This window comes from Vibrio sp. R10-SF1-ISO8 (assembly GCF_059833805.1).
The window spans coordinates 300806-324442 of record NZ_JCBDHL010000008.1; the positions used below are offsets into that span (position 1 = coordinate 300806).

At 44.6% G+C, this 23637-nt stretch carries 26 protein-coding genes; 22 read left to right on the forward strand and 4 right to left on the reverse strand.

The window, feature by feature from the left end; all coding sequences use genetic code 11:
• Positions 1–13: 13 nt before the first annotated feature.
• Entirely contained in the window at positions 14–361 is a 348-nt protein-coding gene (locus tag AC6R00_RS05060) for an ArsC family reductase (RefSeq protein ID WP_500639530.1), read from the reverse strand.
• A 225-nt stretch (positions 362–586) separates the two neighbouring features.
• Between AC6R00_RS05060 and AC6R00_RS05065 the strand changes: the two genes are divergently transcribed.
• Entirely contained in the window at positions 587–868 is a 282-nt protein-coding gene (locus tag AC6R00_RS05065) for a winged helix-turn-helix domain-containing protein (protein ID WP_004744549.1), read from the forward strand.
• A gap of 58 nt (positions 869–926) precedes the next feature.
• On the opposite strand, the gene AC6R00_RS05070 is transcribed toward AC6R00_RS05065, so the two are convergent.
• Entirely contained in the window at positions 927–1277 is a 351-nt protein-coding gene (locus tag AC6R00_RS05070; protein ID WP_500639531.1) for a DUF4156 domain-containing protein, read from the reverse strand.
• A complete protein-coding gene (locus AC6R00_RS05075; protein ID WP_500639532.1) occupies positions 1261–1605 on the reverse strand; it encodes a DUF2956 domain-containing protein in 345 nt (114 codons plus the stop codon). The genes AC6R00_RS05070 and AC6R00_RS05075 overlap by 17 nt, the downstream gene beginning before the upstream one ends.
• An 84-nt stretch (positions 1606–1689) precedes the next feature.
• Here AC6R00_RS05075 and AC6R00_RS05080 point away from each other — a divergent pair, with 84 nt between their 5' ends.
• Together AC6R00_RS05080 and AC6R00_RS05085 are read left to right on the forward strand one after the other, a co-directional pair.
• Positions 1690–2226 (forward strand): TPR domain-containing protein, encoded by a 537-nt coding sequence (locus tag AC6R00_RS05080; RefSeq protein ID WP_500639533.1) that lies wholly within the window; start codon positions 1690–1692, stop codon positions 2224–2226.
• A gap of 32 nt (positions 2227–2258) precedes the next feature.
• Positions 2259–2924, forward strand: a complete 666-nt coding sequence (locus AC6R00_RS05085) for an SDR family NAD(P)-dependent oxidoreductase (protein ID WP_500639534.1) — start codon at positions 2259–2261, stop codon at positions 2922–2924.
• Between the two features lie 85 nt (positions 2925–3009).
• On the opposite strand, the gene nrfA is transcribed toward AC6R00_RS05085, so the two are convergent.
• Positions 3010–4443, reverse strand: coding sequence for an ammonia-forming nitrite reductase cytochrome c552 subunit (gene nrfA / locus AC6R00_RS05090; RefSeq protein WP_500639535.1), 1434 nt, complete (start codon positions 4441–4443; stop codon positions 3010–3012).
• Positions 4444–4919: 476 nt separating this feature from the next.
• Between nrfA and nrfB the strand changes: the two genes are divergently transcribed.
• The 19 genes from nrfB to fliE all read left to right on the forward strand — a co-directional run bounded on the left by nrfB (position 4920) and on the right by fliE (position 23624).
• Positions 4920–5513: a cytochrome c nitrite reductase pentaheme subunit gene (gene nrfB, locus AC6R00_RS05095; protein WP_054961293.1), complete on the forward strand. Its 594-nt coding sequence runs from the start codon at positions 4920–4922 to the stop codon at positions 5511–5513.
• A gap of 1 nt (position 5514) precedes the next feature.
• Entirely contained in the window at positions 5515–6201 is a 687-nt protein-coding gene (gene nrfC, locus AC6R00_RS05100; RefSeq protein ID WP_069665771.1) for a cytochrome c nitrite reductase Fe-S protein, read from the forward strand.
• 2 nt (positions 6202–6203) lie between these two features.
• Complete coding sequence (gene nrfD / locus AC6R00_RS05105) at positions 6204–7175, forward strand: cytochrome c nitrite reductase subunit NrfD (RefSeq protein WP_049846643.1); 972 nt, start codon at positions 6204–6206, stop codon at positions 7173–7175.
• A gap of 2 nt (positions 7176–7177) precedes the next feature.
• Positions 7178–9073 carry a heme lyase CcmF/NrfE family subunit gene (locus tag AC6R00_RS05110; RefSeq protein WP_500639536.1) on the forward strand — a complete coding sequence of 632 codons (1896 nt, stop codon included), beginning with the start codon at positions 7178–7180 and terminating at the stop codon, positions 9071–9073.
• Positions 9051–9590 carry a DsbE family thiol:disulfide interchange protein gene (locus AC6R00_RS05115; protein ID WP_500639537.1) on the forward strand — a complete coding sequence of 180 codons (540 nt, stop codon included), beginning with the start codon at positions 9051–9053 and terminating at the stop codon, positions 9588–9590. The genes AC6R00_RS05110 and AC6R00_RS05115 overlap by 23 nt, the downstream gene beginning before the upstream one ends.
• Entirely contained in the window at positions 9587–10042 is a 456-nt protein-coding gene (gene nrfF, locus AC6R00_RS05120) for a heme lyase NrfEFG subunit NrfF (protein ID WP_500639538.1), read from the forward strand. Before AC6R00_RS05115 ends, nrfF begins: the two co-directional genes overlap by 4 nt.
• 112 nt (positions 10043–10154) lie before the next feature.
• The gene (locus AC6R00_RS05125; protein WP_500639579.1) at positions 10155–10613 is read left to right on the forward strand and encodes a DUF2919 domain-containing protein; all 459 of its coding nucleotides are present in this window, start codon (positions 10155–10157) and stop codon (positions 10611–10613) included.
• A gap of 82 nt (positions 10614–10695) precedes the next feature.
• Positions 10696–11598: a Dyp-type peroxidase gene (locus AC6R00_RS05130; RefSeq protein WP_500639539.1), complete on the forward strand. Its 903-nt coding sequence runs from the start codon at positions 10696–10698 to the stop codon at positions 11596–11598.
• A gap of 130 nt (positions 11599–11728) precedes the next feature.
• Complete coding sequence (locus AC6R00_RS05135; RefSeq protein WP_500639540.1) at positions 11729–12862, forward strand: flagellin; 1134 nt, start codon at positions 11729–11731, stop codon at positions 12860–12862.
• A 247-nt stretch (positions 12863–13109) separates the two neighbouring features.
• On the forward strand, positions 13110–14243 hold the full coding sequence (locus AC6R00_RS05140; RefSeq protein ID WP_500639541.1) for a flagellin: 1134 nt from the start codon (positions 13110–13112) through the stop codon (positions 14241–14243).
• Between the two features lie 229 nt (positions 14244–14472).
• Positions 14473–15606 carry a flagellin gene (locus AC6R00_RS05145; protein ID WP_500639542.1) on the forward strand — a complete coding sequence of 378 codons (1134 nt, stop codon included), beginning with the start codon at positions 14473–14475 and terminating at the stop codon, positions 15604–15606.
• A 71-nt stretch (positions 15607–15677) separates the two neighbouring features.
• Positions 15678–16103, forward strand: coding sequence for a flagellar protein FlaG (gene flaG, locus AC6R00_RS05150; protein ID WP_500639543.1), 426 nt, complete (start codon positions 15678–15680; stop codon positions 16101–16103).
• A gap of 19 nt (positions 16104–16122) precedes the next feature.
• Positions 16123–18144 (forward strand): flagellar filament capping protein FliD, encoded by a 2022-nt coding sequence (gene fliD, locus AC6R00_RS05155; RefSeq protein WP_500639544.1) that lies wholly within the window; start codon positions 16123–16125, stop codon positions 18142–18144.
• Positions 18131–18454: a flagellar protein FliT gene (gene fliT / locus AC6R00_RS05160; protein WP_500639545.1), complete on the forward strand. Its 324-nt coding sequence runs from the start codon at positions 18131–18133 to the stop codon at positions 18452–18454. Before fliD ends, fliT begins: the two co-directional genes overlap by 14 nt.
• Before the next feature lie 16 nt (positions 18455–18470).
• Positions 18471–18881, forward strand: coding sequence for a flagellar export chaperone FliS (gene fliS, locus AC6R00_RS05165; protein WP_500639546.1), 411 nt, complete (start codon positions 18471–18473; stop codon positions 18879–18881).
• A 284-nt stretch (positions 18882–19165) separates the two neighbouring features.
• The gene (locus AC6R00_RS05170; protein ID WP_500639547.1) at positions 19166–20632 is read left to right on the forward strand and encodes a sigma-54 dependent transcriptional regulator; all 1467 of its coding nucleotides are present in this window, start codon (positions 19166–19168) and stop codon (positions 20630–20632) included.
• 122 nt (positions 20633–20754) lie between these two features.
• Entirely contained in the window at positions 20755–21816 is a 1062-nt protein-coding gene (locus AC6R00_RS05175) for a sensor histidine kinase (RefSeq protein ID WP_500639548.1), read from the forward strand.
• Positions 21816–23216 (forward strand): sigma-54-dependent transcriptional regulator, encoded by a 1401-nt coding sequence (locus AC6R00_RS05180; protein WP_500639549.1) that lies wholly within the window; start codon positions 21816–21818, stop codon positions 23214–23216. The genes AC6R00_RS05175 and AC6R00_RS05180 overlap by 1 nt, the downstream gene beginning before the upstream one ends.
• A 96-nt stretch (positions 23217–23312) precedes the next feature.
• Positions 23313–23624 (forward strand): flagellar hook-basal body complex protein FliE, encoded by a 312-nt coding sequence (fliE, locus tag AC6R00_RS05185; RefSeq protein ID WP_500639550.1) that lies wholly within the window; start codon positions 23313–23315, stop codon positions 23622–23624.
• Positions 23625–23637: the final 13 nt, after the last annotated feature.

Below are 23637 nucleotides of genomic sequence, written 5' to 3' on the forward strand. Positions count from 1 at the left end.
TCCTTACGAGAAATTATGAAAAAATAGAAGCGTATTGATCAGCTTTGAAGCCTAGGTGGTATTCAGAACCCGAAACCAGAATTGGGCGTTTGATCATCGCTGGCTGCTCAACCAAAAGCGCAATTGCATTTGCTTCGTTTAGCGACTCTTTTTGCTCTTGAGTCAACTGGCGGTAGGTTGTGCCGCGCTTGTTGAGGACGTTTTCCCAGCCAAGTTGTTGGCAGAAAGTTTCTACCAAAGCCTTATCGATACCTTGCTTACGGTAATCGTGAAAGTTGTACTCCACTCCCTCTGCTTCGAGCCACTTTTTGGCTTTTTTGATCGTGTCGCAGTTAGGAATGCCATACATGGTGATTGTCATAGTGGAACCTTTGAAAGTGACTTTGGGCAATCTGCCCTTGTTGTTTTTTAGTTTGTTTTTGCATCCTAGCAGGAAGTGAGGAGTGAGACAAAAGTGTGATAGATATATTTTATTGAGCAAAAAAAATGTGTTTCAAGCAAAGGCGATCGTCGAGTTTTTGATCAAACTCAACACACTTACGAGCAAAACAGAAATAATGACTCTAGAAATTTTAAGGAGGTATCAATGGAATTGAGTCCTGTTTTTGCAAGGCGCTTGTATCTTGCACTGCTTGTTGAAAATCTAGAGCGCCCAAATGTGCCCAAATTAATTGAGCAAACAGGTTGGCCACGTCGCACTATCCAAGACGTGATTAAAGCTTTACCGGGGATTGGCATTGAATTGATGTTTGTCCAAGATGGACGACGTCATAATGATGGCTATTATCAGCTGTCTGACTGGGGACCTTTCGATAGCCAGTGGGTACTCGACAGGGAGACTGACATCGCTGCAAGCCTTGGCTTTTGAAATTAGAATTTAATGAACAAACCTAACGTGAAAACGCTAGGTTTGTTTTTATAGGTTGTTATTTTTTGCGAGGGCAGCGGTAAGCATTGCCTAACACCGTAAATGAAGTCACAAAGTCTTGCGGTTGCACTAAATAAACCGTGTTTGCTCCAAGTTCATTAGCTTGATTTTTAATTTCATTCAGTGCACCACGTACCATCACATCATTAGGGAAGAAGATATAACTGTACCAGTGACCTTCGCTTCCCGTTACTTCCCCTAGCCACTGACAATCGTCGGCATTAAATTGAGCATCTAGGCGTAGATGTACCTCACTGGCATCGGGATCCAATTTGGCGGTTGGTGTTGAGCATCCAGCGAGCAAAGCAAGAGTGGCTGCGAATACAATGTATTTAGTTTTGGCTAACATAGGCGATAAACCCTACCCAACTGATGACGAGTAATGCCCAAGGCAGAATTGAAGGTTTAGTTTTGTCGACTTGGTTTTCAATGTCTACTTGTGTTTGGTTTGTGCTCACCTCTACGTCGGCTTTCTTAGCTTTTTGCGCCTTTTTCTTCGCTTTATCCGCTTGTCGTGAGCGCTCTTTCTGCTGTTTTTTGTATTGGGCGATACCTTTCTCGATACCTTGAGCAATCAGCTTAGTTTGTTCTTTTGTTTGACCAGGCTTTTGAGTTGCTTTAGCTATCTTCATCGCTTCTTGTTGTGTTTCTTGAGAAGGAACCACTTTGTTTTTCATATTGATAGGTCTTGCTAGATCAAAGATGTATTTATCCTAACAGGATATACTTTGTCAGTGATGAACAAAAGCTTTGGAGTGCTGATGAAACGAGTTTTACTCGCCAGCTTGGTAATTGCTGTACCTGTATATATTTGGCTTCAAGGTGAACCACCTGCACCCATTGCTGAGCTTGAGCCGCAGCAAACTCATCAAGAGTGGATGTTGTCTTTGCAAGATCAGCTCAAACAAGATCCAAATCAAGCTGAGCTTTGGTTTCAACTCGGACATGGCTATCTCAACAATCAAGATTTTTCCTCTGCTTTGACTTGTTTTGACTATGCAGTACGTTTAAGCCAACCGCCGTCCGCTAATCAATTATCTGCGAAAGCCACAGCTCTTTACTATGTGCATAAGCAGAGAATGACACCAGAAGTCTCTTCTCTACTTGAACAGGCATTGCGCATAGAACCCAATAACCTCACCGCCTTAACCTTGATCGCTAGTGATCATTTTATTAGTTTCCGCTACCAAGAAGCGATTGATACTTGGACGCGTATGCTGGACTCTAATCAGCCTGAGTTGGATCGTGAAAGCGTGATCCGATCTTTAAACCAAGCCAAAGCTTTGAATAAGGGCTAAGCTGCGACTGAGACAATTTAGAAGGATAAATAATGGTACTAATCACTGGTGCGAGTAGTGGCCTTGGCGCGGCACTGGCTGAGCTTTACGATGCTCAGAATCATCGCGTGCATTTGACGGGTCGAAGCGAGAGTAAGCTGTTAGATGTACAACGTCGATTGTCTGAACGAGCGAGATATCAAGCTTGCGATCTCGCCGACCACGATGGTGTCGAGTCTTTGTTTGAGCAATTGGATGAAGTGCCAACTAAGATCATTCATTGCGCCGGAAGTGGCTACTTTGGGCTGTTAGAAGAGCAGAATCCTGAACAGATAGATGCGCTAATTAAGAATAATCTCAGCTCAGCCATCAATGTTGTGCGTGAGTCAGTAAAACGCTACAAAGCGCAACCAGTTACGCTAGTTATGATTATGTCTACTGCGGCGCAACAACCTAAAGCTCAAGAATCAACGTATTGCGCAGTGAAGTGGGCCGTTAAAGGGCTTATCGAATCAGTCCGCATCGAATTAAAAGGTCAGCCAATGAAAATTGTTGCCGTATATCCCGGAGGGATGGCAACGGAGTTTTGGACAACAAGCGGCAAAGAACTGATTACTGATAGCTTCATGTCTGCAGAGGATGCTGCCTCGATGATATACAGTGCGCTTTCTGAACTTGGGAATGGTTACGTGTCGGACATTACGCTTAATCGTGTGTAGCTGATTTCTATCAACCTAAAATTCGTTTCTCCACTAAATAACAAAGCCAGCAAATGCTGGCTTTGTCTATGAGAGCGTGCCTTACTTACTGTTCGTAACTGGCTTCGCGTTTTTCAGCGGCTTTCTTCCACTCTGGAACCACAGTTTTTAAGAAGTTCTCTTTATCCGAGTTCATCTTGTCCATATCCATACCCAATGCTTTTTGAGCTGCGGCTTTAGTTGAAATATCTGGCAGTTCAACTGGCTCTGTAATGCCTTTCTTCGCGAGTAGGCGAACAATCTTAGTACGAGCATCTGCAGCGCGGTCAACCGCAGTACCTAATACTTCAAGCGCAACTTCTGGAGCGTGCATATGTACGCCGTGTGAAGCGATAGCGTAGTCCCAACGCCATTGAGCGTGGCGGATATCTTGAAGAATATCTTTCATTTCTTCTTCCGTGGCTCCTGCTTTCCAAGCTGCGCCTGCTTCGAAGTGAGCGGCAACAATTTGCTTCTCAGCTGTCAGCTTCATGTTGAGCACTTGAGCTTTGCGAGTAGAAACAATGTCACGTAGCTGATCTTTTGATTGCGTATGACAATTTGCACAAGTGTCTTCGAAGCGATCAAATGGGTTACCAACTTTATGATCGGTATAGACAGTGCCATCTTCTTTGGTCACTTTCGGCATATGACAATCAACACACGCTACTTTGTTTTTGCCATGAATACCATCACGCCATGTTTCGTAACCTGGGTGTTGCGCTTTTAACATCGGCGCTTTAGAAACTTTGTGAGTCCAATCTTTAAAGCCAAGTGCATCGTAGTACTCTTCCATATCATCGACGGTGGTGCCCATATCCCATGGGAATTTGACCGACTTGTTTGGACCTGTGAAGTAGTACTCTACGTGGCACTGACCACATACAGAGGCTTGTTGGTCAAGGCGAGATTGTTGTTCAAAAGGTTTGTCTATCGCCTGAAATGCGCGTTCAACATAAGGTTTTGCCAACGCAAGTGCTGGCTCACCATTCTTGAAGGCTTCACTACGTGTATCGTGACAGTCTGCACAACCAATAGGGTTGTTAATTTGGTCACCTAAACGAGCCCATTTGCCTTTAAAGTAGCCGTCTTCACCACGTTCATCGATCACGCGACCAACGTCAGGGCTTTTACAGCTCCAACATGCCATTGGCATTGGGCCGGAAGTTTCATCTTGCGGCGCACCGGTACGCAATGTTTGGCGTACGTCATCCACCGCGTAAAAGTGGCCACGAGCCTTGTTGTAATCTTTAGCGAAACCATAGCCAGCCCACAAAATCACCATATTTGGATCTTCTGCAAGTGCGTCTTCGATATGTTCGCTTTCTGAGGTGGCTTTCCAAGAGTGGTATTGATCAGGGTGTTGTTGCTCATACGCATCGTTGCGAGGATCAATTAAGCCTTTTTCTTCGGATGCAGCAAAGCTTGTGACACTCATCAGTGAAGTGGCCACAATTGCTAATGCTGCAGCGGATTTTGGTATCCAATGCAATTTATTCACAGTGCTATCTCCGTATTCTGTTTTTTATTAGCAGCGTTGTGAACTGGCTATATTCCAAACTAAGAATTGGAGAGCTGAAATATATTGTAATAAATAGAAATAAAATAAATAACTTAGTAATAGTACTTAATTGTTCAAGATCAATTTTAGCTAGTGATCCAGCTCAAACTCACTCTTATATAACCCTAAAGGGGTACTGGCTGTGTTGAGAAGAGTAAAATGAAACTTATTATCATCAATGACTTAGGGCATTAACCATGAAAGGTATATGGTGATAAAGATCGAATTTTGAACAGTTTTGCCTACCCCTTTAGTGTAGGAGTTGTAATATATAATTTATTAGCGTTGTGGCTTTTCCAAAATAAGAATTGATCTCATTTGATGTGCTTTGTGCGCATTGAAGGATTTTAATTTTTAACCGTATTTTTAATTTGTTGATTGTTTTACGAATTAGTACGGAATAAGGAAAGGATAATATGGGCAATATAAAGTTGGCCATAGTCATAATGCTTAAATCTCTTCTAGCATTTTGCCTCTATGGTTATTCTCTTCATGCCGTAGCCGATACTTCAACAGTGCAGTCTGAAGACAAATCCGCACGTCATGAAGTCACGCTTATCCGTGACAAGGATTATAAGTGTATCCAATGTCATAAGGATTCGCAGCAGACCATCCATCAAACGCACACCACTGAGAAATTTGAGCAGATTGGCAAAACGCTGAACTGTACCACCTGTCACGGAAACATCGGGCCTGACCATCGTGAAGGGGCGCCAGTAGTGACTAAGTACGCGCCAGCTCAATCGCAGATGGGAAGTGATAAGGTGCAAATGCCGCATCAGGGAATACTTGATGCAAATAGCCAGTGTACCAACTGTCATACTTCAGAGCGATTACATAAAGCAAGCTGGACGCATGACGTGCATGCCAAAAATCTTACCTGTTCAAATTGCCACAATGTTCACGCTGAGAAGAAATCAAAAATTCTTAGTCTAGAACGTAAGGACAAAATCAAGATGTGCGTGGACTGTCACTCGGATATCACCCAGCTAAAAGAAGAGGAGAAGTAGTATGAGTTGCTCAAGACGAAACTTCTTAACTGGCGCAGGCGCGGTTATCTTCACTACGGGTGTGGCGGGAACCGCTGTTATCAGTAGTCGAAAAACACTCGCTAATGTTGAACAAGATGGTAACAAACTTTACGGGATGGTTCATGATGAAACTGCCTGTATCGGTTGTACCGCTTGTACTGATGCTTGTCGTGATGTGAACAAGGTTCCTGAAGGCGTATCACGTCTCGAAATTATACGCAGTGAACCACAAGGCGAATTTCCGAATGTTGATTACCGTTTTACTCGCAAATCTTGCCAACATTGTGAAAACCCTCCTTGTGTTTATGTGTGCCCAACAGGTGCGGCGTACAAAGATGAGAAAACAGGTATTGTTGATGTCCATAAAGAGAAATGTGTCGGTTGTGGTTATTGTTTAGCCGCTTGTCCGTATCAAGTGCGTTTCTTTAACCCTGAAGATCACTCGGCTGATAAATGTAACTTCTGCCGCGATACCAACCTTGCTCAGGGCAAATTACCTGCTTGTGTTGAGTCTTGCCCAACTAAGGCACTGATATTTGGTGATCTCAACGATCCAAATAGCGAAATTAACCAAGTGTTAAACAGTGAAGTCGTTTATCGAGACAAGGCACACTTAGGCACTAAGCCTAAATTGTACAAAGTGCCTCATCAGAAAGGGGAGGTTTAATCATGACTGGTTTCGAAAGTGCATTCCACTTTGACTCTCTGGTGTGGGATTGGATTATTGCGGTTTACCTGTTCTTAGCGGGTATGTCTGCAGGGGCGGTAATGATTGCGCTTTATCTAAGGCGCAAAGTGATTGAAGGGGATCCGGCTAACAACGGTATCTTGAAGGCAATGGCATGGCTAGCGCCATTTGGTATCATCTCCGGTCTAACGATCTTGATTTTCCACCTGACCAAACCTTTGGAGTTTTGGAAGATCATGATCTACTTCAATATGAACTCCGTGATGTCGATGGGGGTTATCCTATTCCAGGTCTACATGATCGTCTTGTTTATCTGGATTGGTATTTTGTTCCGTCATCAAATCATCGGTTTCGCTGAAGGTAAACTGCCTAGTAAGTTGCTCGATTTTGTCGATGGATTCTTGATTAAATCAGGTAAATACAACAATGCTATTGAACTGTTTTTAGGTTTCCTTGCGGTTGTTCTTGCTGCTTATACTGGCTTCCTACTTTCAGCATTGAAAACATACCCAATGCTGAACAATCCAGTGTTGCCGATTTTGTTCTTGTTCTCCAGCCTTTCATCTGGAGCGGCTGCTTGTTTGATGTTTGGCATTTTAGTGTTCAAAGAGTCAGCGACAAGTCCAAGTGTTTCTTGGGTGCATAGTTTCGAGCGACCTGTAGTGTTGTTTGAACTATTTGTGCTAGTCACCTTCTTCACCGGGCTTATTTTTAGTGGTGGTCAGAATGAAGTCGCTGCTTGGAACGCGATCGGTGGCGGTTTTTGGTCGAACTGGTTCTGGTTTGGGGTGGTGTTAATCGGCATGCTTTTACCATTGACTCTCAATGCGGTTGCGCCAAAAGAGACACGCCATAATGGTGGGTATATCTTCATGGTGACCACACTCAGCCTAGTCGGTGTGCTTATGCTACGGACCTTTATCCTCTACGCAGGCCAGATGACGGTAGTGTAAGTATGGTCGGAGAGCTAGGACACTTTGCATTAGTCTGGGTCGCCGTTTCAAGTTCGCTTATCTCGGCTGCTTATGCATGGAATAAATGGCAACAGCGAAGTGCCGCTCTCTCTTTATCATTGTTAGCAAGGCTTAATGGCGTTGTGGCGTCGTTGAGCCTTGTCCTTCTTGGCTACCTATTTGTTACTGATCAGTTCCAGTTTCACTATATCGCCTCCCACTCGAACACGGCGTTACCTGATTTCTTCAAAATTGCCGCGGTGTGGGGAGGTCACGAAGGGTCGATGCTATTTTGGGTTTTCACCTTAGCCATCTGGTCGGCATGTATCTCTTTTATCCAACAGACTTCTAAAAAATACCTCGATGACGTGCTGTGGGTAATGCAGTTGTTTATCGCTGCGTTTGCCTGGTTCACCCTAATCACTTCCAATCCATTCTCTTATGCTGAAATTTGGTTAGAGCAAGGTCGAGACCTCAATCCAATGCTGCAAGATATCGGATTGATCTTCCACCCACCGCTGCTCTATTTGGGGTATATCGGTTTTTCTACCGTGTTGGCATTTGCACTCGCTGCGCTGATGCAAGGAACGTTCGTTGATGACTGGGTAAAGCTCGCGGCACCTTGGGCAATATCTGCGTGGGCATTTTTGACGCTGGGCATTTTGGTGGGTTCATGGTGGGCCTATAATGAACTAGGCTGGGGAGGCTGGTGGTTCTGGGATCCTGTTGAAAATGCGTCACTTCTGCCGTGGTTAACTGGGACCGCATTACTGCACGCTTTACTTGCGGCTAGTCGCTATCAGCAGCAGCGAAAAACCGCTCTGGTGCTGGCGTTGGTTACCTTTAGCCTGAGTATCCTAGGAACCTTTATAGTGCGCTCTGGCGTACTGACATCCGTTCACGCTTTTGCCGTTGACCCTGGCAAAGGAATTGCCCTGCTAGCCATTCTTGCCGTGACCTTGATTGCCTCATTTGCCTTGCTGTTTGAGCGAGGCGAGGCTATCAAGAGCAAACATGTTCAATCGCTCTTTGGGCGCAGCTATCTTGCCATCGCATCTGTAGGAATGCTGGCAGTGGCGGCGTTTACTGTTTTTCTCGGGACTTTCTATCCTATGGTGTATGAACTTGTAGGGTTAGGCTCGGTATCGGTTGGCGCTCCTTATTTTAATACCTTGTTCTTACCTTTAGTTCTGCTTGCTCTCATAGGTATGGGGTTAGTTCCATTGCTCAAGTGGAATAAAGGCAGTCACTATTCTAAACAGCAGATCATTTTGATGTTTCTCACCTCTTTGCTTACCGGCGCGGTGGTGTATTGGCTGCAAGATATGTGGTTCTCGCCAGCTGTCTCTGTGGTTTGGGGGCTAGGGGCCTGGGTGATAATCAGTCATCTACTGTTGGTAGTGAAGCAGCAAAAGCTAACCTTTATGGTGCTTGCTCACATTGGTCTGGCGATAAGCAGTATTGGTGCAGTAATGAATGCAGAACACTCTTTCGAAGTGAACCATAAAATGGCAGCGGGCAGCTCTTTAGAATTTGGCGAGTGGCAAGTTGAGTACCTTGATACTTATTGGGTTATCGGCCCTAACTATACAGCAGAACAGGCGGAGTTGAGATTCTCCTCAGAACAGCGAAGCTTTACTCTGATACCAGAGCGTCGTCATTATCCAGTTCGGGTGATGAATATGAGTGAGCCTGCAATCCAACCATTTTGGCATGGTGACTACTATGTGACGCTAGGTAGTAAAGTTGATGCCGATTCTTATGCGGTCAAGATCCAATATAAGGCGTATATCAGTTGGATTTGGGGCGGGGCGCTAGTCGCTATGCTCGGCGCTGTGTTACCTTTTCTCTCTCGTCGACCAAAGGAAGTGGCTCATGGCTTTATCAAGCAAGCATAAAATTACCCTCTTTATTGTGGTTTTATTGGGCTTTATTGGCTTTCTTGTTGCAGGGCTTAACACACAGCAGTTTGGGCCAGCCTCTCAACCTGTAGTCAGGCAGTTTCCAGCACAATCGATTGAGCTGCTTGTGAAGCAGGAACAGGCGCTGAGCAGACAACTTTTTCGGCATGAATATCAGCTGGTTAATGTCTGGGCGTCATGGTGTGGAATATGTCGTAAAGAACATGCGTACCTCAATCAGCTTGCGAAACTCGGCATTCCTATCATTGGATTAAATTACCGTGATCAACGCTCTGGTGCGGTGAATTACCTTGGACAGCTTGGCAATCCCTATAGTGATGTCATGTTCGACCCCAAGGGCGTTCTCTCTCTTGATCTTGGAGTGGTGGGAACACCAGAAACTTATCTCGTCGATCACAGTGGGGCCATTGTTTACAAGCATCTTGGCGTATTGAATCAAAAAGTATGGGACAAGCATTTTGCTGACTTCTTTGCTGGTGGGGCGAACTCATGAGCTTAAGGTTGGCTTTTGTGCAATACCTGTTGTTATCGCTTTCGATGTTAGCGCCACTAAGCCTTGCGAGCGCAAACCAAGATATCTTTGCAGCGGCTACGACAGAACAAAATGTTCAAGTCGAGCTATTCCAATTTGATTCGCCGCATAAGCAAAAGGTAGCGATTGAATTGGCAAAATCGTTACGTTGCCCACAGTGCCAGAATCAAAATTTAGTTGAGTCAAACTCTCCGATCGCGAAAGACCTACGCTTGATTGTGTTTAGTAAAATCAACCAAGGACAAAGTGAGCAGCAAGTGATTGATTTTATGACGGCTAGATATGGTGAATTTGTTCTCTATAAGCCTACCTTTAGCACTAGCAATGCACTACTTTGGTTAGCGCCGGCTTTACTTCTTCTGCTCTTTTTTGTCGTTTCTTTTAAACGAGTCCGAACCAAGCATCAGCAATAATCTCGTTGTGGCTATTCGCTATTATCTATCACTCTAATTTGCAATAACTGATAGCAAAATATGCTAATTGGTATAGAGTGGAGTCTAATTGAATTCAAGCAGTGACATAGCAGTGCGTTACGCGTTAGAGCAATATGATAAACATGGTTTTTTAAGAGCACCGAAACTGGTTTGGTTAGCGTGGCTGTTCTTAGCCAAAGCTTGGGTCGTGTTTGTGGTTGCCGGTGCTAGCCGCGAGAGTGGCAGTAAAATTCTTTCGATAGTTTACCCTGATCACAATATGCTTTATCTCGGGCTAGCGATGGGGATTCCGAGTATCCTATTAATGTGGATGGTGAGTCTGCGCAGCCCAGAGCGAGCATGGATAAATCACATAGTGGCATACGGCAGAGGGATTACGCTTGTGACCGCAGCCGCTCAGCTATCTCAAACTCTGTATCATGTCTATCTAGTCCATGGCGCATTTAGCTGGACAAATGGCGCTGTGATGTTGTTGCTATTATGGTTGATTATTTACTTCGCTAAGAGTCGTAGTGTCAGAGATAGCTTTCGGAAAGTTCCGACACAGTAAACTTCCCCAGTGATGATCGCCATCAATATACAAAATTAATAACGAAATACACTGAGCAAAAAAATCGAGTGAGGAATTAAAAATGTCATACCCTCAAAGTGCAATTCTTCCTGAAGCAGGTCCTTTCGCGCAATACACCTTGCTTAAGGTCAATCAAAACGAAACCAAAGTGTTGGAGCAGCTTCAAGCTCTACCGGCTTTAGTTGAAGAACTCAATAAGCAGCAACCTGGTGCAGAGTTAACGCTGTCTATCGCGTTTACTAAGGCATTTTGGAGCAAGCTTGATGTGGCTATGCCAGCAGAGCTTATCGACTTCCCGCAGCTCGGTGAAGGTGATGTAGTGGCGCCTAGTTCTGATGTTGATGTATTGATTCACTGTCACTCGAACCGTCATGACCTGCATTTTTACCTGTTGCGTAAGTTCTTTGCGCTAGTGTCTGAAGATGTTGCCGTCATTGATGAAACATACGGCTATCGCTATTTAGATTCTCGTGATATGACGGATTTTGTCGATGGGACAGAAAACCCGAAAGACGCTCAACGTGAAGAAGTGGCTATCATTCCACAAGGTGATTTTGTTGGTGGCAGTTATGTGATGGTGCAACGTTTCATCCACAACTTACCTTCTTGGAACCGCTTGAATGTTTCGGCGCAAGAAAAAGTGATTGGCCGTACCAAGCCAGATTCGATTGAACTTGATGACGTACCCACAGCGTCGCACGTTGGACGCGTTGATATTAAGGAAGAGGGCAAAGGCTTAAAAATTGTACGCCATAGCTTGCCTTATGGTAGCGTCTCTGGTGAGCATGGACTGTTGTTCATTGCTTATTGTAATACTCTTCATAACTTTAAAGCGATGCTCGAAAGCATGTATGGCGTGACGGATGGTAAGACAGACCAACTGCTTCGTTTTACTAAGGCAGTCACAGGCGCCTATTTCTTTGCTCCTTCTAGTGAAATGCTAGCGGGCTTAACGCTTGAGTAAAACGATACAACTCTCGATACTTCAAAGATTTAAAACCGAACCTTAGAGTTCGGTTTTTTACATTTTTTCATTAAAGAAACTTTGTTTTTGCCGATAAAGTGAGTAACCCGAAGAAGGATTACAGCACTTTATGACCATTACTGTTAATACCAATGTATCAGCAATGACTGCGCAGCGTCACTTGACCAATGCGACAGATATGCTGAATCAATCGCTGGAGAGACTCTCTTCAGGGTATCGTATTAACAGCGCCAAAGATGATGCTGCCGGGCTGCAGATTTCCAATCGCCTTGAATCCCAGATGCGTGGTTTAGATGTCGCTATGCGCAATGCCAATGACGGCATCTCCATTATGCAGACGGCAGAAGGGGCGATGAATGAAACCACCAACTTACTGCAACGGATGCGAGATCTTTCGCTTCAATCTGCCAATGGTTCAAACAGCCATGCGGAACGAGTTGCATTACAAGAGGAAATGGCGGCTTTAAACGATGAATTGAATAGAATTGCTGAAACCACCTCTTTTGGTGGTCGAAAATTGCTCAATGGTTCGTTTGCCTCTTCTTCTTTTCAGATTGGTGCAAGCTCTGGTGAAGCGGTGCAAGTTTCGCTAAAAAACATGCGCTCCGACAGTTTAGACATGGGTGGTTTTAGCTATATTGCAGCTGGTCAAGCTGACAGTAATTGGCAAGTTGCGCAGGGTAACAATCAGTTAGTGATGCAATACACCAATGCTCTAGGTCAGCAAGAAACGATCAATATCGAAGCGAAAGCTGGTGATGATATTGAAGAGCTTGCGACCTATATCAATGGTCAAACAGATGAAGTATCAGCCTCTGTTAATGAAGACGGCCAGTTACAAATCTTTATGGCTGGTGATAAAACCTCAGGAACGATTTCATTTTCTGGCGGTTTAGCAAATCAACTTAATATGAACCTCGGTGGCTATGAAGCGGTTGATAATATAGATATTTCTCAGGTCGGTGGTGCTCAAAGAGCGGTTTCTATCATTGATACGGCACTGAAGTATGTCGATAGCCATAGGGCCGAGTTAGGTGCGATGCAGAATCGTTTTAATCATGCGATTAATAATCTCTCTAATGTTAATGAGAATTTGTCGGCATCGAACAGTCGTATTAAAGATACTGACTATGCCAAAGAAACCACACAGATGGTTAAACAGCAGATCTTGCAGCAAGTGAGCACCTCTATTTTGGCGCAGGCAAAGCAACAGCCTAATCTTGCTTTAACTTTGTTGGGATGATTCTCAAAAAAGAGAATGTTATCGACAGTCGATTCTAAAGCTTTAGCGAAAAAATAACTTTATTGGCAGTTTTTTCCTATTAGTCACGTTTTCCCTTCGAAATGAACTTTTTTCAAAAAAAACTCAAAAAAATACTCAAGGTTTTCTGATTCACGCCGTTAATAAAAGTAACTTTAAGAGAAAACGACTTTGGTTTTCCGAGACGTCGGAAACCGGTTACATCGGAAAATCAAATGGAGAAATCACCATGGCAGTAAATGTAAACACTAACGTATCAGCAATGACAGCTCAGCGTTACCTAAATAGCGCGACTAATGCTCAACAAACTTCAATGGAGCGTTTGTCATCTGGTTTTAAGATCAACAGTGCAAAAGACGACGCAGCGGGCCTTCAAATCTCGAACCGCTTAAACGTACAAAGCCGTGGTCTTGATGTTGCTGTACGTAACGCGAACGATGGTATCTCTATCGCGCAAACTGCTGAAGGTGCGATGAACGAAACCACTAACATTCTACAGCGTATGCGTGACCTATCGCTACAGTCTGCAAACGGCTCAAACTCTAAATCTGAGCGTGTTGCGATTCAAGAAGAAGTAACAGCGTTAAACGATGAACTAAACCGTATTGCGGAAACGACTTCGTTTGGTGGTAACAAGCTACTAAACGGAACTTACGCGACAAAATCATTCCAAATTGGTGCGGACAACGGTGAAGCAGTAATGCTAACTCTGAACGATATGCGTTCTGACAACGTTGGTATGGGTGGTACTGCTTACCAAGCTGCAAACTCTAAAGATAAAGATTGGACTGTTCAAGCAGGTGCTAACGACCTAACGATCACTCTTACTGATAACGCGGGGCAGCCGCAAACAATCAACATCAATGCCAAAGAAGGCGATGATATTGAGGAGCTTGCAACTTACATCAACGGTCAAACTGACCAAGTGACAGCTTCTGTTGACGAAGAAGGTCGTCTACAAGTGTTCGCTGGAACAGATAAAGTTCAAGGTGCAGTATCGTTTGGTGGTGGTCTAGCTGGCGAGTTGAGCATGGGTGCTGGCACAGCGGTAACGGTTGATACGATTGACGTAACGAGTGTGGGTGGCGCACAAGAATCTGTCGCTATCGTTGACGCGGCACTGAAATATGTTGATAGCCACCGTGCAGAGCTAGGTGCTTTTCAAAACCGCTTCTCACATGCTATCAGCAACTTAGATAACATTAACGAAAATGTGAATGCATCTAACAGCCGAATCAAAGACACTGACTTTGCGAAAGAAACGACAGCACTAACTAAGTCGCAAATTCTTTCTCAAGCATCTAGTTCAGTGCTTGCTCAAGCGAAGCAAGCGCCAAACTCAGCATTGAGCCTACTGGGATAAACCCAATCTTAATCACAAAAATCCAGCTCCGGCTGGATTTTTTTGTTTATGTTAACTTTTTGATCTCTAAAGCAATTCTTACGGAATACGGAAAAAACTAAAAAAGTTCGCTAATTTTCTTCTAAAGGTATTTTTTAGCTCGCCGTTAAAGGATTGAGAGAAATGAGATGTGTTGAAGCGAGGTGAGAGACGCTGATACACATCGCCCTAATGCCTAAGGAGATCAAATATGGCAATTAACGTAAACACGAACGTGTCTGCGATGACTGCTCAGCGCTACCTTAATGGTGCGACTGATGGTATGCAGAAATCGATGGAGCGTCTATCTTCGGGTTACAAAATCAACAGTGCCCGTGATGATGCTGCTGGCCTTCAAATCTCAAACCGCTTGAATGCGCAAAGCCGTGGCTTAGACATGGCTGTAAAAAATGCGAATGATGGTATTTCGATTGCTCAAACCGCTGAAGGTGCGATGAACGAAACCACCAACATCTTGCAGCGTATGCGCGATCTATCATTGCAATCCTCTAACGGCTCGAACTCACGTTCGGAACGTATTGCGATTCAAGAAGAAGTTACCGCACTGAATGACGAGCTTAACCGTATTGCAGAAACCACTTCATTTGGTGGTAACAAATTGCTTAACGGCACGTTCGGTACTCAGTCATTCCAAATTGGAGCGAGCTCAGGGGAGGCTGTTCAGCTTTCTATGGGCAACATGCGTTCTGATACTGTAGGAATGGGTGGTAAAGCGTATATTGCTCAAGCAGGAAAAGCGTCAGATTGGACTGTTTCTGCAGGTACAACTGACCTTACTCTAGACTATACTGATGTACATGGAGAGGCAAAAACACTCACCATAAATGCAAAAGCTGGCGACGATATCGAGCAGCTTGCAACGTATATTAATGGTCAAAGTGAAGATGTGAAGGCTTCAGTGGGTGAGGAAGGTAAGCTTCAACTTTTCGCAGCTTCCAATAAAGTCGCAACAGATGTCACGATTGGTGGAGGACTTGGTGGTGAAATTGGCTTTGGTGCAGGGCAAAATCGTACTGTAGCCGACGTCGACGTTTCAACAGTCGCCGGTTCTCAGCTAGCGGTATCTGTTATTGACGGCGCATTGAAAACGGTAGACAGTCAGCGTGCTGAACTGGGTGCTTTCCAAAACCGTTTTGGCCATGCTATCAGTAACCTAGATAACATTAACGAGAACGTTAATGCGTCTAGAAGCCGGATCGTTGATACTGACTATGCAAAAGAAACTACGCAAATGACTAAGTCGCAGATTCTTCAGCAAGCAAGTACATCTGTTCTAGCGCAAGCCAAGCAGTCTCCGTCGGCAGCTCTTAGCTTATTAGGTTAATCGATAGGTTCGATAGGAGCTTATTGGTGCAACAGAATGTTGTAACCTGCTAAGGTGGAAGGGAGATCGTTATGGAAATACCATCCTACACATCGAACATCCAGCCTTATGGCTCAGATAGTGGCACTAAACTTGCTTCAAAACACGATGTACAGCAAGTTTCCTCTGAAAAGGAACAGGTCTCTACTAGGGAGATGAGCGAAAAAGCGACTCAGTCTGTTGAAAAAGCGATAGAAGCCTCGAAAGAGCGTGAAAAGCTAAATAGGGCAGAGCGTGAAAGGATTGTTCAACAGATGAATGATTTCATCTCGTCGATCAATAAAGGCTTATCATTTCGTGTAGACGAAGAATCTGGTCGAGATGTTGTAACGATATATGAAGCGGATACTGGTGATATTATTCGTCAGATACCCGATGAGGAAATGCTAGTTATCTTACGTCGCCTAAGGGAGCAAACCGCCCGATATTCATCGGGGATTGTGAACCAGACGGTGTAATCGTACTTGAGGTGAGTAAATGAGTTTTGGCCCTATAGGCATGAATTCTGGCATGGATATCAATTCCATGGTCAGCAAAATTGTAGATTCGGAGCGCGTACCTAAGCAGCAACGAATCGACAATGAGCGGACCCAAATTGATTCTAGTATCAGTGCCTATGGTCGACTCAGAGAGTCGCTGGATACGATGAAAAACTTGATGGCGAGCTTTCGTCAGGAGAAAGCTTTCGCCGCAAGAACAGTCGAATCAACGGATGAAGCTGTAGTATCCGCGACAGCAACCACTGAAGCTATCGCTGGTCGATATGCTATCGATGTGTTGCAGCTTGCCCAAAGCCACAAAATTGCGTCAGATGTATTGCCGGAGGACGCAAAATTTGGCCCGGGTAAGCTGCAGATTTCAATGGGGGACAAAAAGTTCTCGATTGATGTGCAAGAAAACTCAAAATTAGTTGATATCGTACGCGGTATTAATGGAAGTAAATCTAATCCAGGGGTTCGTGCTGCGGTCATTAATGACACACAAGGCCCTCGTCTTATCGTCGCATCCAACGTTTCTGGGCAAGATAATGACATTTCAATGCGCGCTGAAGCGAAAGCTGGCGACCCGCTTAAACTTCTCGAATACAAAACTCTTGAGCAACGAGTTAAAGATCTAGAACGCGCTCGTGCTGCCGCTCAAGATTTGCTTGCCCCTTTGACTCCAGAGGAGCAAAAAATTGCCGATAAAATTGCTCAAAATAACATCGATGCGGCAAAAGCTGTCGATGATGAGATCGCGGCGACTTCAAAGCAAGCGGCAATTCAAGCTGATCCTAACGCTGCGAAAGACGCAACGGCTGACAATGAGTTGTCAAAAAGTGCAACTGCGGCCGCTGCACAGGCGGGGATAGAAGCAAACAAGTACATCAAACCCGAAGAGCGCATTCCCGGATGGACAGAAACGGCGTCGGGGACCTTGCTCAGTTCTTACTGGGAACCTGAGCCTCAGCTCGATGATAAAGCGCGTGAAAAAGCGCCAGATGTGCCAGGTTGGTCTAACAGTGCTTCTGGAACTTTAACGGATTCTTATGTTACGCCAAAAGAAGCGCAAGCTAAGCTAGATGCAGAGCAAGCGCGAATTGAGCAGAAAGTCGCGGATGAAAAAGCGCTGCTTGCTCAACGTGTGGCGACAGGAGAGCTGACACCTGAACAAGCCAAAGAGATGGAGCGGGCTAAGCTTCCAAAAGAAGAACGTGAGTACCTAGAGCGCATCGACCAAGCTCAAGCTGATTTAGCAGCGGCGCAACAATCATTTGATACTTACCGAGGGATGACAGAAGTACAGTCAGCGCAAGATGCTAAAGTTCTACTCGATGGTGTTGCTCAGCTTTCAAGTAATAACAATATTATTGAAGATGCCATTGACGGCGTTGACTTAACTCTAAAAGGGCGTACACCAGTAGGTAAGCCCGCTTCAGAGATTGATATTGAGTATGACCGTCAAGGTGTGCGTAATGACATTGAGCAGTTTGTCGCAGCTTACAACCAGTTCTATCAAACTTCTCAGGAGCTTGGTGGTGTAGACCCAAGAACTGGTGCCGCAGGCCCACTGGCCGGTGATAGTATTGTTCGAAGTGCGGATTCTCGTCTTAAGTCGGTATTTTCTTCTCGGGTAGAGCCTGCGCCAGAGGATCTAAAAACATTGACGGAGTTTGGTATTACTACTACCCGTCAAGGCACATTAGAGATCAACTATGACATGCTTGATCGCCAGTTGAACAATAACTTCAACAAGCTTGAGGACTTTTTTGGCGGGAACCAAGGTTTTGCTAAAAAAGTGGAAGACGCAATTCAAGGTTTGACTGGTGTAACGGGCTCGATACGCAATCGAGAGAAGAGCATGACTGAGCGGACTTATCGCTTACAGGATGATCAAGCGGCATTGGATCGCCGTATGGATAATCTAGAGAAACGTACACACGCCAAATTTACGGCAATGCAAGATGCGACAAGCAAAATGCACTCTCAGTTAGCAGGTATGATGAATGCGCTTGGATAGTCAATTTCTCGGCCAACTAGCTGATTTATGTGAATTAGATCAAAAAATTTCTGAAACCCTTGCATCGGAGGAAATAAATGCTGAAGAAATTGTTCAGTTGGTCGATATAAGGGAACAGTTATTGCAAAGTTTGTTAGATGTAATAGAAACACATCCAGAACTTGCACAACTACAGCAGTGGCATGATGCGGTCAAAAGAACCCAAACTGTTGTAGAATTAATGCAAAAGAAAACTTCTGAACTCGGACAGGCGTTGCAAAAGTTTCGTCATGGCAAACGTTCAGTTCAGCAGTATCAAAAGTTTTTATAGAAGAAAGAGGGTTGTTATGCGTGGTTCACTACAGGCTTACAAGAAGGTATCGGTTGATAGCCAGCTCAGTGCGGCCTCCCCGCATAAAATTGTTCAAATGCTGATGGCTGGCGCTATTGAACGTTTGATTCAAGGTAAGGCGGCAATGCAGGCGGGAAACATTCCTGCCAAGGGCGAACGTTTGGGTAAGGCTCTAGATATCATAATCAGCTTGCGTAGCTGCCTGTCTATGGATGACGGTGGCGACATCGCTCAAAACCTAGATCAGTTGTACGAATTTATGATTACTCAGATTACAGAAGCTAATCATCAGAATAATCCACAACCCATTGATGATGTGATTGAGATTATCCGTGAAATTAAGTCTGCGTGGGATCAGATCCCGACTGAATATCACAATCTAACAGCATCAGATGTTGGTTTATAAACTGAACTAAGTTTTTAGGAAATTTCAGACATAATTAAGTATGCATTGAAATATTATGCTTATTATGCTTATTGAGCTTTTGGGCTAACATCACATCAAGTAATTGCTTGGTTGCCTTATTTTTTTTATCAAATAGAATAGAAGCCACTAACTAGCCTAGTGGCTTTTTTTTGTTGCTGAAATTTCTAAATTGTCTAACACGGTTTCTGAACTATAGTTACAAGTGACGTTTAGATTTTTAACCCAGCCACAACGTTTCAAAATAAAGGCAAACATTCTCACCTATGCAAGGTTTAGCAAAACTACTTGTGATTGAAGATGATGCGCAAGCACGAGTCAATCTCAGTAATATTTTAGAATTTGTTGGAGAACAGTGTGAGGCGATCACTTCTGATCAGCTTGATGACCTAGATTGGTCTCGAGTGTGGGCCGGTTGTATTCTTGGTTCTCTAAATAATAATAAATTACCTTCCAAGCTGAGCGATAAATTATCCCAGGCTAATCATATTCCTTTACTTATTGCCGGAAAGCATTCTTATCCAGTTGAAGAGCTAACAAACTATGTTGGTGAGCTGGAGTATCCATTAAATTATCCGCAATTAAGTGAAGCGCTGCGCCACTGTAAAGACTTTTTAGGCCGTAAAGGTGTAAATGTTCTTTCCTCTTCTCGTAAAAACACTTTGTTCCGTAGCCTTGTTGGCCAAAGCCACGGCATAAAAGAAGTCCGCCATCTTATTGAGCAGGTTTCTGGAACAGAAGCAAATGTGTTGATTTTGGGGGAGTCTGGCACAGGTAAAGAAGTCGTCGCTCGCAACATTCACTATCATTCAGCTCGTCGCAATGGTCCATTTGTGCCAATTAATTGTGGGGCGATCCCTCCTGACCTCCTTGAAAGTGAGTTGTTTGGTCATGAGAAAGGGGCGTTTACAGGAGCGATTACGTCACGTAAAGGCCGCTTTGAACTTGCTGAAGGTGGTACGCTGTTTCTAGATGAAATTGGCGATATGCCAATGCCTATGCAGGTTAAATTGCTTCGAGTGCTTCAAGAGCGTTGTTTTGAGCGTGTCGGTGGCAATACCACTATCCGAGTCAATGTTCGTGTTATTGCAGCAACGCACCGCAACCTGGAAACAATGATTGATGAAGAGTCTTTCCGCGAAGATCTCTATTATCGTCTCAATGTGTTCCCAATCGAGATGCCTGCACTGCGCGATCGCAAAGATGATATACCTTTGTTGCTTCAGGAATTAATGACTCGTATGGAATCAGAAGGTGCTCAGCCTATCTGCTTTACGCCGCGTTCAATCAACTCATTGATGGAGCATGAATGGCCTGGTAACGTTCGTGAGCTTGCTAACCTTGTAGAGCGAATGATCATCCTGTATCCAAACAGCTTGGTTGATGTGAATCATCTACCGACCAAGTATCGCTATAGTGATATTCCGGAGTTCCAGCCAGAGTACAACAACCTTGAATCTGTCGAAGAGCAAGAACGCGATGCGCTGCAAGATATCTTCTCTGAAGATTTCAGCTTAGAGTCTAATGATATTTTCCAAGAGCATGAAAATGCTCCGCAAAGTCTTCCACCTGAAGGTGTCAATCTTAAAGAGATGCTGGCGGATCTTGAGGTCAACATGATTAACCAAGCTTTAGAGGCGCAAGGTGGTATTGTCGCAAGAGCTGCAGACATGCTGGGTATGCGCCGAACGACTTTGGTTGAGAAGATGCGTAAGTACAATTTACAGCGCTAGTTTGACGTAAAATCTGACTGTCAATTTACTGACCTTAGGTTAAGTAATTGAAATATAAAACAAATAGCTTGGCGTGTCTTTTGCATGTCAGGCTATTGTAGTTTTTAAGGCAGAAATACGTCATGCAGTTAACCCCGTCGGTCGATAATCCGATGCCACTAGGCACACTAGAGCAACAAGTAGAACGCTATCAGCAGGTACTCGATGTCATGCCTGCTGGTGTTATATTGCTAGATACTCAAGGTGTCGTGCAGGAAGCCAATCCAGAAGCTTTGCGCTTATTGGAAGTCCCCTTAGTAGGTGAAAAGTGGTTTGAGGTTATTCAGCAAGCTTTCGCACCAAGGGAGGACGATGGCCACGAGATTTCGCTTCGCAATGGTCGTAAAGTTCGTTTGGCTATTTCTGCCTCAAAGACTGGACAGTTGATTCTGATTACCGATTTGACTGAGACACGTCTCTTACAATCACGGATTAGTGATTTGCAACGTCTCTCTTCTCTTGGTCGCATGGTGGCTTCACTGGCGCACCAAGTTCGAACACCACTTTCAAGCGCAATGTTATATGCCTCAAACTTAGGTGCACCCAATTTACCGCCCGCGACAAAAGACAGGTTTCAAACCAAGCTGATGGATCGCCTTCACGACCTTGAAAAGCAAGTCAATGACATGTTGTTGTTTGCTAAAGGTGGTGACAATAAGGTTGTTAAGCCGTTCACAGTGGCAGATTTGATAGCAGAGTTTTCTCCTATGGTTGAAACCGCTCTGAAAAACAATCAGATCGATTACTGTTTGGAAGTTGAGCAAGAGCAAACCCAGTTGCTTGGCAATGCAAATGCTATTGCGTCGGCGTTAAGTAATTTGGTAATGAATGCGATTCAAATCGCAGGTAAGCAATCCCAAGTAGACGTGTTTTTTAGACCTGTTAACGGCGAATTAAAAATCTCCGTACAAGATAGCGGTCCTGGCGTTCCCGCCGAACTGCAAAACAAAATTATGGAACCTTTCTTCACCACTCGCTCGCAAGGGACTGGACTCGGTCTTGCGGTAGTGCAGATGGTGTGTCGTGCTCACGATGGAAGGTTGGAACTCATTTCAGAGCAAGGTGACGGCGCATGCTTTACCGTGTGTATTCCGCTTGAACGTCACCCTCACCCTGATCAACAAGCTATGACTGGAGAAGAATAATGGCTCAAAGCAAAGTACTGATCGTAGAAGATGATGAAGGTCTACGCGAAGCCTTAGTCGACACTTTGGCTCTGGCTGGTTATGAATGGCTTGAGGCGGACAGCGCGGAAGACGCCTTAGTGAAGCTTAAGACAAACAGCGTAGATATTGTTGTGTCAGACGTGCAAATGGCTGGTATGGGCGGCTTGGCGTTGCTTAGAAACATCAAACAGCACTGGCCAAATCTGCCGGTACTTCTAATGACGGCTTATGCCAACATTGAAGATGCAGTTTCCGCGATGAAAGATGGCGCCATTGACTATATGGCGAAGCCTTTTGCACCAGAAGTTCTGCTAAATATGGTCAGTCGTTACGCGCCAGTTAAATCTGATGATAATGGTGACGCCGTTGTCGCTGACGAAAAAAGCATTAAATTGTTAGCGCTTGCCGACAAAGTTGCAAAAACGGATGCCAGCGTAATGGTATTAGGTCCAAGCGGATCTGGTAAAGAAGTCATGTCACGCTACATTCACAACGCTTCGAATCGGAAAGATGGTCCATTTGTTGCGATTAACTGTGCGGCGATACCTGACAACATGCTAGAAGCGACACTGTTCGGCTATGAAAAAGGAGCGTTTACCGGTGCGGTTCAAGCGTGTCCGGGTAAGTTTGAACAGGCGCAAGGCGGAACCATCCTACTGGATGAAATCAGCGAAATGGATCTGAGCCTGCAAGCGAAGCTTTTGCGTGTTCTGCAAGAGCGTGAAGTCGAACGATTAGGGAGCCGAAAGAGCATCAAGCTTGATGTTCGTGTTCTCGCGACCAGTAACCGCGACTTAAAGTTATACGTTCAAGAAGGCAATTTCCGTGAAGACTTGTACTACCGCTTAAATGTTTTCCCAATTGCTTGGCCCGCACTTTGCGAGCGCGTCGGTGACATTGAACCGCTAGCCAAACACCTTGTGGAGCGTCACTGCCAGAAGTTGGGAATGCCAGTCCCTAGCATAACAGCGAATGCCATCAACAAGCTTCTTTCTTACACATGGCCGGGTAACGTACGTGAGTTGGATAACGTGGTACAGAGAGCGTTAATCTTAAGTGAAAGTGGTCAGATTGATTCAGAGCACATTCTACTTGAAGGACTTGATTGGCAAGATGCATCTAGTTTGCAAGTCGCGGTAGAAAGCGGTGATTGCATTGTTCCTAACGTTAAGCCAGTTGCAGAGCAAAGTAGCAACCTGACATCTGGCAGCGGGTTGGGTGGCGAACTGCGCGATCAAGAATACGCCATTATTCTCGATACCTTGGAAGAGTGTAATGGCCGACGTAAAGAAATGGCGGAGAAGCTGGGGATTAGCCCACGTACTCTGCGTTACAAATTAGCAAAAATGCGTGATGCCGGGATTGAAATACCAAACTAAGGTGTTATTTTTCTTCTAGTACTGACGTGGCACGATGATTGCAGTGTCAGTACACAAGCACTAATTTAAGTCAAAGAGTTGACTACTGAGGTTTTGATGAGAGTTGACGGTTTTCAAAGCGAAATGCAAGCGATGATGTTTGAGGCTAGTGGCACCAAACCAGCGGCTACTGGACAAACAGTAGGTGCGGATTTTGGTCAACTGCTCAATAATGCTATCAACAACGTTAATAGCCTCTCAAAGACGTCTAGCGACCTTCAAATGCGATTTGATCGTGGTGATGCTGATGTTTCACTCTCTGACGTAATGATTGCTAGAAACAAATCTAGCGTTGCTTTCGAAGCCACAATTCAAGTACGAAACAAGCTTGTTGAGTCGTACAAAGAATTGATGAATATGCCAGTTTAAAGTTAGGTAAAGT